At 67.0% G+C, this 17,296-nt stretch carries 14 protein-coding genes; 3 read left to right on the top strand and 11 right to left on the bottom strand.

What is annotated here, in order from left to right; translation table 11 throughout:
* Positions 1-13: 13 nt before the first annotated feature.
* The 8 genes from H7F35_RS06660 to H7F35_RS06625 form a co-directional block, all read right to left on the bottom strand.
* Complete coding sequence (locus H7F35_RS06660) at positions 14-1,747, bottom strand: tannase/feruloyl esterase family alpha/beta hydrolase (protein WP_187112142.1); 1,734 nt, start codon at positions 1,745-1,747, stop codon at positions 14-16.
* 36 nt (positions 1,748-1,783) lie between these two features.
* The gene (locus tag H7F35_RS06655) at positions 1,784-2,524 is read right to left on the bottom strand and encodes an ABC transporter ATP-binding protein (RefSeq protein WP_187112141.1); all 741 of its coding nucleotides are present in this window, start codon (positions 2,522-2,524) and stop codon (positions 1,784-1,786) included.
* A 357-nt stretch (positions 2,525-2,881) separates the two neighbouring features.
* Complete coding sequence (locus tag H7F35_RS06650) at positions 2,882-4,693, bottom strand: ABC transporter permease subunit (protein WP_187112140.1); 1,812 nt, start codon at positions 4,691-4,693, stop codon at positions 2,882-2,884.
* A gap of 342 nt (positions 4,694-5,035) precedes the next feature.
* A complete protein-coding gene (locus tag H7F35_RS06645) occupies positions 5,036-6,076 on the bottom strand; it encodes a branched-chain amino acid ABC transporter permease (protein WP_187112139.1) in 1,041 nt (346 codons plus the stop codon).
* Positions 6,077-6,109: 33 nt separating this feature from the next.
* The gene (locus H7F35_RS06640) at positions 6,110-7,246 is read right to left on the bottom strand and encodes an ABC transporter substrate-binding protein (protein WP_187112138.1); all 1,137 of its coding nucleotides are present in this window, start codon (positions 7,244-7,246) and stop codon (positions 6,110-6,112) included.
* A 48-nt stretch (positions 7,247-7,294) separates the two neighbouring features.
* Positions 7,295-8,059, bottom strand: a complete 765-nt coding sequence (locus H7F35_RS06635) for an SDR family NAD(P)-dependent oxidoreductase (protein ID WP_187112137.1) — start codon at positions 8,057-8,059, stop codon at positions 7,295-7,297.
* A gap of 21 nt (positions 8,060-8,080) precedes the next feature.
* On the bottom strand, positions 8,081-9,934 hold the full coding sequence (locus H7F35_RS06630; RefSeq protein ID WP_187112136.1) for a feruloyl-CoA synthase: 1,854 nt from the start codon (positions 9,932-9,934) through the stop codon (positions 8,081-8,083).
* Positions 9,931-10,704, bottom strand: coding sequence for a crotonase/enoyl-CoA hydratase family protein (locus H7F35_RS06625; RefSeq protein ID WP_187112135.1), 774 nt, complete (start codon positions 10,702-10,704; stop codon positions 9,931-9,933). Before H7F35_RS06625 ends, H7F35_RS06630 begins: the two co-directional genes overlap by 4 nt.
* Positions 10,705-10,808: 104 nt before the next feature.
* On the opposite strand from H7F35_RS06625, the gene H7F35_RS06620 reads away from it, so the two are divergent.
* Complete coding sequence (locus H7F35_RS06620; protein ID WP_187112134.1) at positions 10,809-11,693, top strand: amidohydrolase family protein; 885 nt, start codon at positions 10,809-10,811, stop codon at positions 11,691-11,693.
* Here H7F35_RS06620 and H7F35_RS06615 read toward each other — a convergent pair.
* Positions 11,682-12,569: a MurR/RpiR family transcriptional regulator gene (locus tag H7F35_RS06615; RefSeq protein WP_187112133.1), complete on the bottom strand. Its 888-nt coding sequence runs from the start codon at positions 12,567-12,569 to the stop codon at positions 11,682-11,684. The genes H7F35_RS06620 and H7F35_RS06615 overlap by 12 nt on opposite strands.
* A gap of 147 nt (positions 12,570-12,716) precedes the next feature.
* On the opposite strand from H7F35_RS06615, the gene H7F35_RS06610 reads away from it, so the two are divergent.
* Both H7F35_RS06610 and H7F35_RS06605 read left to right on the top strand, forming a co-directional pair.
* On the top strand, positions 12,717-13,715 hold the full coding sequence (locus H7F35_RS06610; RefSeq protein ID WP_187112132.1) for a Bug family tripartite tricarboxylate transporter substrate binding protein: 999 nt from the start codon (positions 12,717-12,719) through the stop codon (positions 13,713-13,715).
* Between the two features lie 8 nt (positions 13,716-13,723).
* Entirely contained in the window at positions 13,724-14,677 is a 954-nt protein-coding gene (locus H7F35_RS06605; protein ID WP_187112131.1) for a succinylglutamate desuccinylase/aspartoacylase family protein, read from the top strand.
* A gap of 3 nt (positions 14,678-14,680) precedes the next feature.
* On the opposite strand, the gene kefC is transcribed toward H7F35_RS06605, so the two are convergent.
* Both kefC and H7F35_RS06595 read right to left on the bottom strand, forming a co-directional pair.
* Positions 14,681-16,546 (bottom strand): glutathione-regulated potassium-efflux system protein KefC, encoded by a 1,866-nt coding sequence (gene kefC, locus H7F35_RS06600; protein WP_187112130.1) that lies wholly within the window; start codon positions 16,544-16,546, stop codon positions 14,681-14,683.
* 2 nt (positions 16,547-16,548) lie between these two features.
* Entirely contained in the window at positions 16,549-17,295 is a 747-nt protein-coding gene (locus H7F35_RS06595; RefSeq protein ID WP_187112129.1) for an NAD(P)H-dependent oxidoreductase, read from the bottom strand.
* Position 17,296: the final 1 nt, after the last annotated feature.

Here is a 17,296-nt window from a genome sequence, read left to right as displayed (position 1 = left end):
GCTTTTGAAAAATCTAGGGTGCGGGGCTCTTGCAAGCAAAGCTGCTGGCGCGCTCGGTGTCGCCGCCGATGTAGGCTGCGACTTGCGGATACGGGCACAACGGCCGGGTGCGTTGCGGCGACCAGTTGAACGGCACCTCGGCGTTGGGCTGTGGCGTGCCAGCGCCGCGCGCGGAAGCGGTGATGGACGCGGGCGCTTTGCCCTGCTCGACCCAGTCGACCAGCGCGCTCAGCATGTCGAACTGGTCGGTGGCCGGGCCACCCGCGCAGTGGTTCATGCCGGGCACCGGGAAGTAGCGCGCGAATGAAGAGGCATCGCCACCGTTCGCGGCTTGCACACGCTCGTACCAGGCAGCGGTGTCGTCCGAAGAGAACACCGGATCGCTGGTGCCGTGATAGACCATCATCCGGCCGCCACGGTCGCGCAGCGCACCCAGGTTCGCGGCATCGGGCGGCGTCATGAAGGACAGCGCCGATTCGCGGAACAGACCGTCGGTCGCCGCGATGCGCGGCGCATCGCGGTCCATGTCGAAGCCCAGCGCGAAGGGCAGCCCTTGCGGTCGGTCGGCCAGTGGCGGCGTGCTGAAGATGAAGGCCACGGCACCGGCATCGCGCGTCGGCGGGCTCGCGAACTTCCACTCGCGCCAGTTGCTGCCGCCGATGCCTGCATCGAACGGGAAGCTGCTGTAGATCGATTGGCCCGCGCTGTTGCGTGCGCCCTTGAAGACCTTGTCGAGCGCGTTCTTCTGCGGTGCGCTGAGGCACAGACCGTCGCGCGTACCCGCAGCACAGGTCGGCACAGCGGCCTGGATGTCGAAGCGCGTCCTGCAGGCATTGACGTTCGACACGATCCCGTCGGCCAGGCCGTCGAGCGCATCGCAGCGCTCCAGCACCTTGTCGGCCACGAGCTTCAGTTCGGCCGGCGTGAAGGCGCTCTGCAGGTCGGGCTGGCCGGCCGGCGTCTTCGCGCTGGCGATGGCCGCGTACTGCTGCGCCCCATAGAGCTGCGCCACCGCCGCCTTCGGCAGATTGAAACCGGGGTCGCCCGCGAGGATGCCGTCGTACTGCCCCGCCGAGCGCACTGCCGCCACCATCGCATGCCGGCCGCCGTTGGAGCAGCCGCCGAAGTACGAACGGTCCGGCTCGCGGCCATAGGCCTTGGCGATCAGGTTCTTCGCCATCGGCGTGAGCTGCGCGACCGCGTTGTAGCCGTAGTCGAGTCGCGCCTGCGGATCGAGCCCGAAGCGCGGACCCATCGAACCCGCATGGCCCGCGTCGGAACTGATGACGGCAAAGCCCATCTGCAGCGCACTGCTGCGCGGACCGCCGCCACCGATGCCGCCCAGCGCGGGCACCACCACGCCGTCGAGCCCGCCGTTGGCCTGGTAGAAGAAGCGGCCGTTCCATGCAACGGGCAGGCGCATCTCGAAGCCGATGGCGTAGCGCTGGTTGTCGACGGGGCTCGTGCGCTCGTTCATGCGGCCCTGCACGAGGCAGTGCGCGGGTGCGGCCATCGCAATGCCGCCGACCGTGACAGTGCCGGCAGGCACTTCGGTGACCGAGGTGTAGGCGGTGCTTGGCAACGCAGCACGAGCGGCAAGATCGGTGCAGGCCTGCAGCGTGCCGGGGCGAGCGGCGGCAAGTGGCGCATGCGGCGCGGGGGCGCGACTGGCGCACGCCGCCAGCAATGCGGCAATGCCGAGCGCAGTCGCGCACAGGCCGAGGTGAAGATGGCGCGGTCGGGTCATGTCGTCTCCTTGCCGCGAAGGCCGCGGCTTCTTTCTTCAGGCAGCTTTGCGTGCCGCACCCAGGTAGGTGTCGATCACGCGCGAATCGACGGCCAGCTTCTTCGCTTCACCTTCGAGACTCACGCTGCCCATCTCGAGCACATAGCCGTGGTCCGCCACTTCGAGTGCGGCGCGCGCGTTCTGCTCCACCAGCAAAATGGTCACGCCAGTGGCGCGCAGTGCATCGACGGTGCGAAAAATCTCCTGCACCACCAGCGGTGCGAGACCAAGGCTGGGTTCGTCGAGCATCAGCAGCGTGGGGCGCGACATCAGCGCGCGGCCCACCGCGAGCATCTGCCGTTCACCGCCCGATAACGTGCCGGCCAGTTGCGCGCGGCGCTCCTTCAACCGCGGGAACAGCGTGTAGACCTCGTCGATGCGGTCGCGCCATTGCTTGTTGCCCAACCGCACCTGGCGAAACGCGCCGAGTACGAGGTTGTCTTCGACCGGCATGGTGGCGAACAGCTCGCGCTTTTCGGGCACCAGCGCAATGCCGAGCATCACGCGTTCTTCGAGCGTCATTGCCGAGATGGGCTGGCCCTTGAACTCGATGACGCCCTTGGCGGGCAGCACGCCCATGAGCGCATTGAGCAGCGTGGATTTACCCGCGCCGTTCGGGCCGATCACGGTGACGACGCTGCCCTGGTCGGCCTGCAGGTCGATGCCGTGCAGCACTTCGGCGCGGCCGTAGCCGGCATGCAGGTCGCGGATGCGGAGCAGGGGAGTGTTTTGTGTCATGTCAGTGGCTCCGCGCGCGTTGTTTGTGTTCTTTGTGCGTTTGTTCGGGGCGAGTGCGAATGACGCCAGGAGCTCCCCTCCGCGAATGTCCCCCGCCTCGCTCCTCCTTTATTTCGCTGCGGGGAGCACCTGGCGTCATTCGCACAGGGGCACGCTACTGGTGTATCGCTGATCAACCACCGCTCTGTCCAACGCTCGCGTCGATACGGGGCTCTTTTTCGCGAAATAAAGGAGGAGCGAAGCGGGGGACATTCGCGAAAAAGAGCACCGTGTCGGCGTGAGCGTCGCCCTGAACGGCAGCGCCGAGAACAACGCACGCCAAACACAACGCGAAGAACAGAAAAGCAAGATGGCATTTCAGTGCTCCGTGCCCAGATAAGCCGCCCGCACCTTGTCGCTGTTCTGCACCTCGGAAGGCGTGCCCTCCATCAGGTGCGTGCCGAATTCCATCACCACGATGTGGTCGCAAATGTCCATCACCAGCCCCATGTCGTGCTCGACCAGCAGGATGCTCATGCCCTCGCCGCGCAGTTGCCGCAGCACCTGGCCCAGCGCTTCCTTCTCCTTGTGGCGCAGACCGGCTGCCGGCTCGTCGAGCAGCAGCAGGGCCGGGTCGGCGCACAGCGCGCGTGCAATTTCCAGCAGGCGCTGCTGACCCATCGCAAGATTGCCCGCCAGCTCGTGCAGGTAGTCGCCCATGCCCACGCGCTGTAGCTGACGCTCGGCTTCGCGGAAAAGCGCACGCTCTTCGGCGCGGTCGATGCGCAGCATCGCGGCAACGGCGCCCTTGCGCCCGCGCAGATGCGCGCCCAACGCCACGTTCTCCAGCACCGTCATGTCGGCCACCATCTTCACGTGCTGGAAGGTACGCGAGACGCCGCGCTGCGCGATCTGCCGTGCGCCCAGTCCGCCGATGGCCTCGCCACGAAAACGCACCGCGCCGCCCGACAGGCCCAGCACACCGGTCACGAGGTTGAAGGTGGTCGACTTGCCCGCGCCATTCGGCCCGATCAAGCCCACGATCTGGCCGGCGCGCGTTTGAAAGCTGATGTCGTTCACCGCCACCAGCCCGCCGAAGGTCTTGCGGATCGCCTGCACGTCGAGCACCACCTCGCCGGCGGCCGGCTTGGTGCGCGCGGGCAGGTCTTTCGCACCTTGCCAGTCGACGCTGCGACGCGGCCTCGGCAGGCGGCGATCGACAAACGCCCACAGCCCCTCGGGCAGGTACTTGAGCACCAGCACGATCATGATGCCGAACACGATCAGCTCGTAGCTGCCGCTGGTGCCGATCAACTTGGGAAGCAGCACCTGCAACTGGTCTTCGAGCAGCTTGACCACGCCCGCGCCGGCGATCGCGCCCCACACATGGGCCGCACCGCCGAGCACCACCATGAAGAGGTACTCGATGCCCATCTTCAGCCCGAAGGGCGAGGGGTTCACCGTGCGCTGGAAGTGCGCGAACAGCCAACCCGAGATCGACGCCAGCATGGCCGCCAGCACGAAGATGCCGATCTTGAAGCGAAGCGTGTTCACGCCCATCGCCTCGGCCATCTGCGAGCCACCCGCCAATGAACGGATGGCACGGCCGCTGCGGGAGTCGAGCAGACGGATCACCGCGAAGGCCGCGAGGATCGCAAAGACCCAGACCACGCCGTAGAACAAGCGTTGCTGGCCGAACTCGAAGCCGAACAGCGACAGTCCCTTCACGCCCAGGATGCCGTCGTACTTGCCCAGCGCGTCGAGGTTGCCCATCAGGTAGTACAGCGACAGTGCCCACGCGATGGTGGCCAGCGGCAGGTAGTGGCCCGACATGCGCAGCGTGATCGCGCCGATGATCGCCGCGCTGATGCCGGTCAACGCCAGCCCGATGAACAGCGTGACCCATGGCGACAGGCCGGTGTTCACCGTCAGGTAGGCGGTGGTGTAGGCACCGATGCCCACGAAGGCCGCCTGCCCGAAGGAGGTGAGCCCGCCCACGCCGGTGAGCAGCACGAGGCCGAGCACCGGCAGCGTGTAGATGCCGATGTAGTTGAGCTGGATGATCCAGAAGTCGGGCAGCGGCAACAGCGGCAGCGCGACAAGCACCAGGATCAGCGCGAGTGGGCCCCAGGTGCGCAGAAGGCTCTTGTCGGGCGCTTGGGCCGAAGAAGGGTTCAGTAGCGCTTCCATGTCAGTGATCCGTGGCCGGTTGTGTTTTGAATGCGCTGGTCCGGGGCGCGTGCGAATGACACCGGGAACTCCCCTCCGCGAATGTCCCCCGCTTCCCTCCTCCTTTATTTCGCTGCGAGGAGCACCCGGTGCCATTCGCACTGGGGCACGCTGCTATTGATCCTGCGATCAACGACCGCTCTGTCCAATGCTCGCGCCGATACGGTGCTCTTTTTCGCGAAATAAAGGAGGAGCGAAGCGGGGGACATTCGCGAAAAAGAGCACCGTGTCGGCGTGTGCGACGCCCTGAACAACAGCAGCGCTCAGAACGCACAACGCGACGCACAGAAGAGCAAGTCTTCATCAATGCTCCTCATCCGAATGACCGCTGCGCAGCGAACGCCACAACAGCACTGGCAGGATGATGGTGAACACGATCACTTCCTTGAACGAGCTGGCCCAGAACGAACCAAAAGCCTCGATCACCCCCACGGCCAGCGCCCCAAGCAGCGCACCCGGATAGCTCGCGAGCCCGCCGATCACGCCCGCCACGAAGCCCTTCAGGCCGATGAGAAAACCCGAGTCGTAGAACACGGTGGTGGTCGGCCCGATCAGCAGCCCCGACAGCGCGCCGATCAGCGCCGCCATCGCAAAGGTCAGTTGCCCCGCAGCCTGCGTGGAGATGCCCATGAGGCGCGCACCCAGCCGGTTGACGGCCGTGGCACGCAACGCCTTGCCGTACAGGCTGCGCTCGAAGAACAGCCACAGCAACACGATCAACGCCGCGGACACACCGAAGATGATCAGCGCCTGCCCGCTCACATTGAGCGGCCCCAGCGCCATGCGCTCGTCCCAGAACGGCGGATTGCGAAAGCCTTCCGCGCCAAAGAACAACAGGCCCAGCCCCGTCATCGCAAAGTGCACGCCGACCGAGACGATCAGCAGCACCAGCGAACTGGCCCCGGCCAGCGATTGATAAGCCACCCGGTACACCAGCGGCCCGAAAGCCGTGACGATGAACACCGTGAGCAGCGCCTGCACGCCCAGCGGCAGGTTGCGCGGGCCGGCCCAGGCCGACACCGCACAGATCACGGCGGGCGCCGCGAAGGTGCGCAAAGCCGCCATCAGCCCCGCCACCGCGCTGCCGCGATGGCGCCACACCGTGACCAGGTCCATCAGCGCGGCGACGCCCGCCAATATCAGCAGCAGCCACACCGTGCCCGGCGTCTTGCCCGTCTGGAAGATCGCCAGCGTCAGCGCGCCGTACGCCACGAACTCGCCCTGCGGAATGAAGATGACGCGGGTCACCGTGAAGACGAGCACGATGCCCATGCCCAGCAGGGCATAGATCGCGCCATTGGTGAGTCCATCCAGCGTCAGGATGCTGGCGATTGAAAAATCCATGGCGTGGGTTCGCGGCGCGGGCTTGTTGGAGGATTACTGCTCGACCTTGAAGGCGCCGTTCACGACCTTGAGCATCACGCCCGTTTCGGTCGTGTAGCCCCAGTGATCTTGCGCGGTCCAGTTCAGCACGCCGTGCGCGAGCACCGTGCGGCCCATGCCTTCGAACGCATCGCGCAGCGCGGCGCGGAATTCCGGCGTGCCGGGCTTGGCCTTCTTGAGTGCGACCGGCACCGCCTTTTCGAGCACCGTGAGCGCGTCGGCCGCGTGGCCGGCGAACTGGTTGCGCGAGCCGGGGCCGTAGGCCTTTTCATAACCCTGCACGAAGGCCACGGCTGCCGCCTTCGACGGATGGCTGTCGGGCAATTGCTCGGCCACGGTGGCGGGGCCCGACACGACGAAGGTGCCTTCGGCATCCTTGCCGGCGGTGCGCATCAGGTCCTGCGTGGCGGCGGCATGCGTCTGGTAGACCTTGCCCTTGTAGCCGCGCTCCATCACGGCCTTTTGCGGCATGCCCGCGCCGCTGCCCGAGGCCACGATCAGGATCGCGTCGGGGTTGGCCGAGGTGAGCTTGAGCACCTGGCCGGTCACGCTGGTGTCGGCACGCGCAAAGCGTTCGGTGGCAACGATCTTGATGCCGTTCTTGGCGGCCTCGGCGGTCAGCGCCTTGAGCCACAGCTCGCCATACGCGTCGGTATAGCCGAGGAAGCCGACCGTCTTCACGTTCTGCTTCTTCATGTGTGCGACCACTGCGAAGGCCATCACGTCGTTGGACTGCGGCAGGCGGAAGAACCATTTGTCCTTGCCCGGCGGCAGGCCGGCCGGTGCGGTCGACAACTGCGGCGTGCCGGCTTCGGCGGTCACGTCGGCCATCGGGATGGCGACCGGCGTGGCGCTGGAGCCGACGATCACGTCGACCTTGTCTTCGGTGACGAGGCGCTGTGCATCCTTCACGCCGGTGGTCGGGTCGGTGGCATCGTCGAGCACGACGACCTTCAGTGTTTCACCCGCGATGGTCTTGGGCCAGATCGCGATGCCGTTCTTCACCGGAATGCCCAGGCCCGAGGCCGGGCCGGTGAGCGGCTGCACCACGCCGATGGTGATGTCGGCACGGGCCATGCCCATGGCCATGAGCGCCATCACGGCGGCGAGGGTGGTCTTCTTGAAGGTCATCGGTGTCTCCTGATGTGTTGGAAGTGAAGCGAACTGACGAACGAAAGCTCAGCGCGGCGCCATGCGCAGCGCGCCGTCCAGGCGGATCACCTCGCCGTTGAGGTGGCCGTTGGTGACGATGTGGCAGGCCAGCTCGGCGAATTCGGAAGGCTTGCCCAGGCGCGGCGGAAAGGGAATGGACGCGGCCAGCGAGTGCTGCACCGCCTCGGGCAGCTCCAGCAGCAGCGGCGTGGCGAACAGGCCGGGCGCCACGGTGCACACGCGGATGGCGTGCTGCGCGAGGTCGCGTGCCATCGGCAGCGTCATGCCGACGAGGCCGCCCTTCGAGGCGCTGTAGGCCTGCTGGCCGACCTGGCCGTCGAAGGCCGCAACGGACGCGGTGAAGAGCATCACGCCCTTCTCACCGTTGTCCAGGGCTTCGAGCTTGGCGCAGCGTGCCGCGAACAGGCGCGCCATGTTGTAGCCGCCGATCAGGTTGATGTTGACCACGCGCACGAAGTCTTCGAGCGGTGCGGGGTTGCCGTCCTTGCCGACGATGCGCTTGGCGCTGCCGATGCCGGCCACGTTCATCAAAATGCGCGCGGGGCCATGCGCGGCAGCGGCCTTGTCGAGCGCGGCATTCACGCTGTCGGTGTCGGTGATGTCGCAGACGCAGGCGATGCCGCCGATTTCTGCCGCTACTTTCTCTGCCAGCGCCGCATTGCGGTCGAGCACCGCGACCTTGGCGCCCAGGCGCGCGAGTTCGCGTGCGGTGGCTTCACCGAGGCCCGATGCGCCGCCGGTGACGAGTGCGGCTTGTCCTTCGATCTTCATTTCTTGTGTCTCCTGGATGGGTTAGCGGGGCTTGAAGGTGAAGGGCAGGGTGTCGGCGTGCATCGCATCGGCGAGCGCCGCGCGGTGCTTGAGCACGGCACGCTGGTTGATGGAGCCCTTGTCGGTCACCTCGCCCTTGTCGATGGAAGGCGGCTCGGCCATCAGGTGCAGCCGCGCAATGCGGTTGGCGCTGCCGGTGCCCATGGCGGACAGTTCGTTGGCGACCTGCTGGAAGTGCGCCTGCACGGGTTCGCTTTCGAGCACCTGCTGCATGGTGGCGTCGGAGCTGAGGCCAGCGAGCTGCCGCACCTTCTGCGTCGCAAAGATCAGCGCGCCGACTTCCTTCAGGTTGATGCCGGTCAGCACCGCGTCCTGCACATAGGGTGCACCGGCCGCGATGATCTTTGCGCGCAGCGGGCCCACGCTCACGAAGGTGCCGGTGGCGAGCTTGAAGTCTTCTGCGATGCGGCCGTCGAAACGCAGGCCGCGGTGGATGTTGTCGTCGGCGATCCACTTCACCGCGTCGCCGGTCGAGAAGAAGCCTTCGTCATCGAAGGCCTCGGCCGTGGCCTCGGGCGCGCGCCAGTAGCCGGGCGTGATGTTGGGGCCGCGGTAGCGCACCTCGGTCTTGCCGTCGACTTCGATCAGCTTGATCTCGATGCCGGGCGCGGGCAAGCCCACGTCGCCCGACTTCACTTCGGGGCCGGTGACGTAGAGCGCGAAGGGGCCCGACTCGGTCATGCCCAGGCCGGTGCCCATGACGATGCGCTCGCCGACTTCGGCTTCCTGCGTCTTGTGCAGGCTGTCCCACACGGGCTGCGACAGCGCGGCGCCGGAGTAGAAGAACATCTTCACGCGCGACAGCAGGTTGCGGCGCAGCACCGCATCGGTTTCCATCGCCTGCGCGATGGCCTCGAAGCCGGTGGGCACGTTGAAGTAGATGGTGGGCGCGATCTCGCGCAGGTTGCGCAGCGTCTCGGCCATGCCGGCGGGCGTGGGCTTGCCGTCGTCGACGTAGAGCGTGCCGCCATTGTCCAGCACGATGCCCACGTTGTGGTTGCCGCCGAAGGTGTGGTTCCAGGGCAGCCAGTCGACCAGCACCGGTGGTTCGTCGCCCAGCGCGGGAATCGACTGGCGCAACTGCTGCTGGTTGGCGCACCACATGCGGTGCGTGTTGATCACGGCCTTGGGCATCTTGGTGGAGCCCGAGGTGAAGAGAAACTTGGTGATGGTGTCGGGGCCGGTCGCGCGCATGGCGGCGTCGATGGCGGGCGTGGCCGGCGTGGCGGCGAGCAGGCTGAAGGCGGTGGTGGCGCGGCCTTCGAGCGTGCCTTCTGCGAGCACGACCTCGGTGCCGGCCGGCACGGTTGCCTGAATGGCGCGGCCGTAGCGCGCGGCGTCGGCGGCGAACACCAAGCCGGGTGTCAGCGTGTCGAAGACGTGGCGCAGCTTCTCGAAGTCCTGGCTCACAAGCGAGTAGGGCGGCGACACCGGGCAATAGGGCACGCCGGCGTAGAGACAGCCGAGTGCGAGCAGTGCGTGCTCGATGCCGTTCTCGCTGAGGATCGCGACCGGGCGTTCCGCGTTCAGGCCCCGGTCGAGCAATGCCTGTCCGATACCGCGCGCCTCTTGCAGCGCCTGCGCATAGCTCACGCGCAGCCAGTCGCCAGTGCTGCCGTCAGCCAGCCGTTCACGACGGGCGATGAAGGTGCGCTCGGGCGCGGCTTCGGCCCAGTGCTGGAGCCGGTCGGTCATGCGATCGCGGTAGGCCTGGAGTGGCGTCTCGGCCTGCAGGTACTGCGTGCCCGGTGCGCCGTCGCGCAGAACCGCGCGGGTGACGCCGAAGGCCAGCGGGCGGTATCGAACGGCGGTCATCCTTTGCTCACCTTCGCGGCGCGGCCTTCGAGGAAGTCGCGCACGCGCGCCTTGGCTTCAGGTGCGGCCTGCACGATGCCGGAGATCAGCGCCTCGGTGAAGAAGCCGTGGTCGGCCGACTGTTCGGCGATGCGCGGCAGCGCGTGCATCAGCGCGTAGTTGGTCAGCGGTGCGTTGGTGGCCACGCGCTTGGCGAGTTCGAGGGCCTTGTCGAAGGCGGAGCCTTCATCGACCAGGTACTGCGCGAAGTTGGCGCGCTCGCCATCTTCCGCGTTGTAGACGCGGCCGGTCATCATCATGTCGGTCATGCGCGCCACCCCGATCAGCTTGGGGATGCGCACCGAGCCGCCACCGCCGACGAAGATGCCGCGCGAGCCTTCTGGCAGCGCGTAGAAGGTGCTCTTGTCGGCCACTCGGATGTGGCAGGCGCTGGCCAGTTCGAGCCCGCCGCCGACCACCGCGCCGTGCAGCGCCGCGATCACCGGCACCGGGCCGTGCTGGATCAGGTCGAGCGCGGCATGCCACATGCGCGAGTGCTGCATGCCCTGGCCGGCGTCGCGCTCTTTCAGCTCGCTCAGGTCGAGGCCAGCGCAGAAGTGCGGGCCTTCGCCGTCGATCACGGCGGCGCGCACGGTGGATGGCAGTTGCTCGAAGGTGTCGCGCAGCGCGAGGATCAGGCCGTCCGACAGGGCGTTGCGCTTGGCGCCGCGCGTCAGACGGACGATGGCGACTTCGTCGCGGATGTCGAGTTGGAGGTCTGGATGGGTCATGGTGATGTTCGGGGTTGCGCTCAATTATGGTTATGATAAATAATCAATTCAAGGCACTTGGGCCTCCAGAATCCTAGGGACTTACCCGTACCGGAGACAACGACATGGACCACCAGAACCTGATTGCCATCGACATCCACACCCACGCCGAAGTGAGTTGCTGGAACCCGTTCGACAACTACGGCGAGGAATACGACCGCGCCGCCGACAAGTACTTCGGATCGAGCGGCCGTCCGACCATTGCCGAGAGCGTGGCGTATTACCGTGAAAGAAAGATCGGCCTGGTGATGTTCATGGTCGATGCCGAATCGAACATGGGCCGCCGCCGCATCCCGAACGAAGAGATCGCCGAGGCCGCGCAGCAGAACAGCGACATGATGATTGCCTTCGCCAGCATCGATCCGCACAAGGGAAAGATGGGCGCACGCGAGGCGAGGCGGCTCATCGAGTCGCACGGCGTGAAGGGCTTCAAGTTCCACCCGACGGTGCAGGCCTTCCACCCCTACGACAAGATGGCCTGGCCCCTCTACGAGGTGATTGCCGAATACAAGCTGCCGGCCATCTTCCACACCGGCCACAGCGGCATCGGCTCGGGCATGCGCTGCGGCGGCGGCCTGCGGCTCGAATACAGCAACCCGATGCACCTGGACGACGTGGCCATCGACTTCCCCGACATGCAGATCGTCATGGCGCACCCCAGCTTCCCGTGGCAGGACGAGGCATTGAGCGTGGCCACGCACAAGCCCAACGTGTGGATCGACCTGTCGGGCTGGAGCCCCAAGTACTTTCCCAAGCAATTGGTGCAGTACGCCAACACGCTGCTCAAAGACCGCGTGCTGTTCGGCAGCGACTACCCGCTGATCACGCCCGATCGCTGGATGAAGGACTTCGAGGCGGCCGGCTTCAAGCCCGAGGTGATGCCGGGCATCCTCAAGGGCAATGCGGTGCGGCTGCTGGGGCTCGACAAACCTGCGGTGTCAGCGGCCTGAAGGCGCGCGGCGCGCCGGATCGGCCGCGTCGTTCCAGTGCTGTTCCCAGAGTACATCACCGCGCTCGAGCGCCGCGCCCATCTCCTTCTTGCGGCGCTGTGCCACGGCCGTGATCAGCGCATTGCAGACCGACAGCGCGGCTGTGTACGAATCGAAGGGCGATGCGCTGGAGGTGCGCACCAGCAGCAGGTGATCGGCCGATGCAGCCGCGGGGGCCGTCGGTCCGTCGGTGATCACGACGACCTTCGCGCCCTTCTGGCGGAAGTACTTCGCCGCGCGCGCGATCGCGAGCGAGTGGCGCCTGAAGGTGGGCGCGAGCAGCAGGTCGTGTTCGTCGATCCAGAGCAACTGGTCTTCGAGCAGCAGTGGGCTCGTCGACGTCATGAGCCGCACGTCGGGCAGGCACATGTTCAGGTGAAGCGCCAGGTGGCTGGCCATCGAGGCGCCGTGCCGCTGCCCGAGCACATGCACGCGCACCTTGCGCTGCGTGAGCAGCCGCACCGCGGCCTCGAACGCGGCCACGTCGAGCGATGCGAACGTGACTGCCAGGTTGTGCTGGTCGTGCAGCAGTGCGTTGTCCAGGCAGGAGCGGATGGACGCGTCGTCGTTGATGACGGCATCCGCGCGCGTGGCGGGCGACGCCAGCAGGGCCGTCACCTCCAGGCGGGCTTCCATCTGCGCTTGGGCGTAGCTTTCGTAGCCTAGCTTGGCGAGCAGCCGCACCACGGTCGATGCGCTGGTGCCCACCTTTTTTGCAAGGCCCGTTGCAGATTCGAGCAAGCCCTGTGGGTGGTGCGCCTGCAGCTCCTCGATCAGGAGCCGCTCGGTCTTCGTGAGCTTCTTGCTGTAACCCGAGATGCGTTGGTTCAGATTCATGGTCGCGGGGCATTCTGCATGCGGAATCGGTGAAACCTCATTTTTGCAAAGAGTATTGCAAAAATATGGTTGACTTGCAAGAATGCGCGCACGATTCCGAGCCGGATTCGCAAGCTCCCCCATGCACCAGGACACAAGGACGTTCCCATGAGCCCCACCACCGCAGTGCCCGCCCTTCGGCGGCGCGAGATCCTCGGCGCCGGATTGACGGCGTTGTTGTTGCCCCTGGCCGCGCATGCCCAGGCCTTCCCGTCGCGGCCGATCACGCTGGTGGTGCCGTTTCCGGCCGGTGGCTCGGTGGACCTGATTGCCCGGCTCTACGCCGAGCCGCTGTCGAAGGCGCTGGGCACGGCGATCGTCATCGACAACCGTGGCGGTGCCGGTGGTTCCATTGCCAGTGCGCAGGTCGCGCGCGCCAAGCCCGACGGCTACACGCTCGTCGTGTCTTCACAAAGTTCGCACCTGGCCAATCCGCTCACGCAAGCCAACCCGGGCTACGACCCGATCAAGGACTTCGCCTCGATCAGCCAGCTCGCCCGCTCCATCAACGTGCTGCTGGTGAACCCGGCAGTGCCCGCGAAGACCTTCAAGGAATTCGTCGCGCTGGTGAAGGCACGCCCGGGCGAGCTGAACTTCTGCAGCGCCGGGCCGGGCAGCATGGGGCAGCTCAATGTGGAGTTGATGAAGTCGCAGTTGCAGCTCAATGCCACGCACGTGCCGTACCGTGGCGGCGGCCCGCTGGTGACCGCACTCATCGGGAACGAGGTGCAGTTTGGGCTGGACAACCTCGCGCCATTCCTGCCACACATCCAGGCCGGCAAGCTGCGCGCGCTGGCGGTGGCCGCGCCGACCCGCTTCGCGGCGCTGCCCGATGTGCCGACCTTCGCGGAACTGGGCTACCCGGTGCTCAACACCACGTCGTGGATCGGCCTGGCCGCGCCCGCGAAGACGCCGCCCGAGGTGATCGCCGCGCTGCACAAGGCCGTGCGCTCGGTGGCGGACCAGCCGGTCATGGTCGAGGCGCTGCTGTCGCGCGGCTCGCTCGCGCCCGAGGTGCAGTCGCCCGCGCAGTTCACCGCGATGATGTCCGAGCGGCTGGCGCTCTACGGCGAGATGGTCAAGCGCGCGGGCATCCGTGGCGAGTGAGTGAGCGCATGACGCATGCATCGTTCGCTCCCGACACCGCGCCGCTCGAGGTGCTTCCGCGCGACATCTCGGCCTACCGGCAGGGCAACACCAGCATCGACTACGTGCACCGCTTCGCCTCGGGCCGGCCGGGGCCGCATGTGCTGGTCAATGCGCTGACGCATGGCAACGAGATCTGCGGCATGGTCGCGGCCACGCACCTGCTCGACGCGGGCGTGCGCCCGAAGATCGGCACGCTCACCGTGAGCTTTGCGCATGTGGAGGCCTACAACGCCTTCGACATCGACCGGCCCTATGAGAACCGCCAACTGGTGCACAACCTCAACCGCATCTGGTCGACGGACATGCTCGACGGCACGCAGCAAAGCCCCGAACTGCGCCGTGCACGCGAACTGCGGCCCGTGCTCGATGCGGCCGATTACGTGCTGGACATCCATTCCACGCGCGCGCCGGTGGTGCCCTTCTGGGTCTATCCGGAGTTCGAGCGCAATGCGGGCCTGGCGCTGGCCGTCGGCCGCCCGCTGGTGCACCTCGTCATGCCCGTGGGCGCTGCACCCGGCACGGGCGTGACGGGCTATGGCCGTCACGGCGAGGCTGGCATCGACGGCGGTGCGGTGGTGGTCGAATGCGGCCAGCATTTCAGCCAGTCGGCGGCCGACCTGGCCACCGACGTGTCGCTGCGTTTCCTGGCGCACCTGGGGCTCATCGATCCGGTGCGGGACCTTGCTGCGGCCGCGGAGCCGGCACGCCGGTTCCGGTTGCTCGAAGTGCACATGGTGCAGTCCGACGCGTTTGCCTTCGTGCGGCCCGTGATCGGCTTCGAGGTCTTCCACAAGGACGAGCTGATCGCGGTCGACGCGGGCTGCGAAATCCGCTCGCCCTGCGACGGCTGCACGATCTTCATGCCCACGCGCGCGCCGGTGATCGGCCGCGAAGGCGTGTACCTGACCGTGCCGGTCTGAGGTTCAGGGCGCCTTCGCTTCGGCGTCGGTGCCTTCGTCTTCTTCCAGCCGGTCCCAGTCGCGTCCCGAGCGGCGCTGCCGCTCTTCGCGCTCGCGCGCCATCTGTTCCTCGAACTGCTGGCGGCCTTCCTTGTTGGCTGCGATCAGCTTGGCGCGGTCCTTGTAGTGCGGGTAGATCTCGTCGCTGAGCTTGATGTTCCGTTGTCGGAACCGCATGGTCGACTCGCGCGCCTCGTGCGCCGGCCAGCCCAGCGCTTCGAGCGTGGAGCGGGCGCTGCGCAGCGACGACTCGAACACCTCGCGCTCGACATCGGTCACGCCGCGGTCGCGCAACTGAAACAGGTGCGTCACGTTGCGGGCCCGCGCGATGATGCGGGCCTGCGGGAAGTTTTCCTTCACGAGGTCGACGATCTCCAGCGATTGCTCGATGTCGTCCACCGCCACCACGATGGCCTTGGCCGATCCGGCGCCTGCGGTGCGCAGCAGGTCGAGCCGCGTCGCGTCGCCATAGAACACGCGAAAGCCGAACTGGCGCAAGCCTTCGACCGTGTCGGCGTCGTGGTCGAGCACCGTCACGCGCAGGCCCTGCGACATCAGCATGCGCCCGACGATCTGGCCGTAGCGGCCGAAGCCGCAGATCAGCACCTTGGCGTCTTGCTGCTCCGAGATTTCTTCGAGCTGCGGACCCTGGTTGCGGCTGTAGCGCGGCAGCACGAACTTGTCGAGCAGCACCAGCAACAGCGGCGACAGCAGCATCGACAGCGCCACGGCGCCGATCAGCAGCGAGGTGATGTGGGGCGGCAGCACGTCGGGGCCCGCCGCCTGGAACACCACGAAGGCGAACTCGCCGCCCTGCGCCAGCAGCAGCGTGAACACCGGCCGCTCCTGGTAGGCCAGGCCCATCGCCTTGGCGAGCGCATAGATCACGACCAGCTTGACGACCATGAAGCCGACCACGAGTGCGGCCATCAGCCAGGGGCTGGCGATCAGCACGCCGAAGTTGATCGACATGCCCACGGCGATGAAGAACAGGCCGAGCAGCAGGCCCTTGAAGGGCTCGATGTCGGTTTCGAGTTCGCGCCGGTATTCGCTTTCCGCCAGCAGCACGCCGGCGAGGAAGGCGCCGAGCGCCATCGACAGGCCCACCAGTTGCATCAGCGCCGCGATGGCCACCACCAGCAGCAAGGCTGCGGCGGTGAAGATCTCGGGCGTGTTGCTGCGCGCGATCCAGCGCAGCAGCGGGCGCAGCAGCAGCCGGCCGCCGAGGATGATGCCGGCGATCACACCGATGATCTTTGCGGCCTCCAGCGCACGGTCCAGCCCGCTGATCGATTGCTCGGCGGCGGTGGCGCCGGCCAGCAGCGGCAGCAGCGCAAGAATGGGAATGGCCGCCACGTCCTGGAACAGCAGGATCGAGAAGCCGGCCTGGCCGCTGGGCGTCTTGAGCAGGTTGCGTTCGCCGAACACCTGCAGCGCGATGGCGGTGGACGACAGCGCCAGGCCCAGCGATGCCACCAGTGCCACGCGCCATTCGGCGCCCACTGCCCAGCCGACGGCGAAGAGCACGGCGGCGCAACTGAGCACCTGCGCGGCGCCCCAGCCGAAGATGGGCCGGCGCAGGTTCCACAGGCGCTTGGGTTCGAGTTCGAGGCCCACGAGGAACAGCATCAGCACCACGCCGAATTCGGCGAAATGCAGCACGTCCTCGACACTGGACACGAGGCCCAGACCCCAGGGGCCGATGGCGATGCCGGCCACGAGGTAGCCAATGATCGAGCCAAGGCCCAGGGCCTTGGACAGCGGCACCACCAGCACGGCGGCGCTCAGATAAATCAGGCTGCTGGTCAGCCAGGCGGGTGCGTGTTCCATGCTCAGGCCGCGCCTTCCTTGGGGTTCGCTTCGTTGGCGGCGGACACGGAGGCCAGGCCACGGCTCATCGCGGACTGGTAGACGCTGGACAGCACCTTGCCAATGTCGTCGGATTCGGCGGGGCGGTCGGTCTCGGGCACCGGGCAGGCCACGCAGACGTCGAGTTCATCGAGCTCTGGCCATGCGGGGTAGCTGCCCAGCCGTTGGGCGAACACGTCGACATGCGCCTTCACGTCGGCCTCGCTGGCGCTGCGCGCGCCGTGGAAGATCAGCGGCGGCAGGAAGCGCATGCCGCACAGCGCGGCGGTCTGTTCGTAGGGCGGCAGGAAAGCGTCGAAGAAGTAGCGGTGGTAGCTCTGCGGGTGGTAGCTGGGCTCGGGGCTGCCGGTGGTGGCGACCAGCCAGAAGTCCTTGCCCTGCAGGGCGGTGCCGCCGGGGCCGTAGGCCCAGCCATAGCTGAGCACGTCGTCGAGCCAGAGTTTTTGCAGCGGCGGCATCGAATACCACTGGATCGGGTGCAGCAGCACCACCAGGCTGGCCTTGGCGAGCCGGGCCTGCTCGGCCTCGATGTCGATGGCGAAATCGGGGTAGCTGCCGTAGAGGTCGTTGACATCGACCCCCGGCACGCCGCGCGCGGCGGCGAGCATGCGTCGGTTGACGCGCGAATCGCGCCAGTGCGGATGGGCCGCCAGCACGTAGATGCCGCCGGTTTCGCCGGCGGGGTTTCCCATGGATGTTGTTGTCGTCATG

The organism is Variovorax sp. PAMC26660, from assembly GCF_014302995.1.
Taxonomy (GTDB): domain Bacteria; phylum Pseudomonadota; class Gammaproteobacteria; order Burkholderiales; family Burkholderiaceae_C; genus Variovorax.
This window is presented reverse-complemented; position numbering and strand designations above follow the sequence as displayed.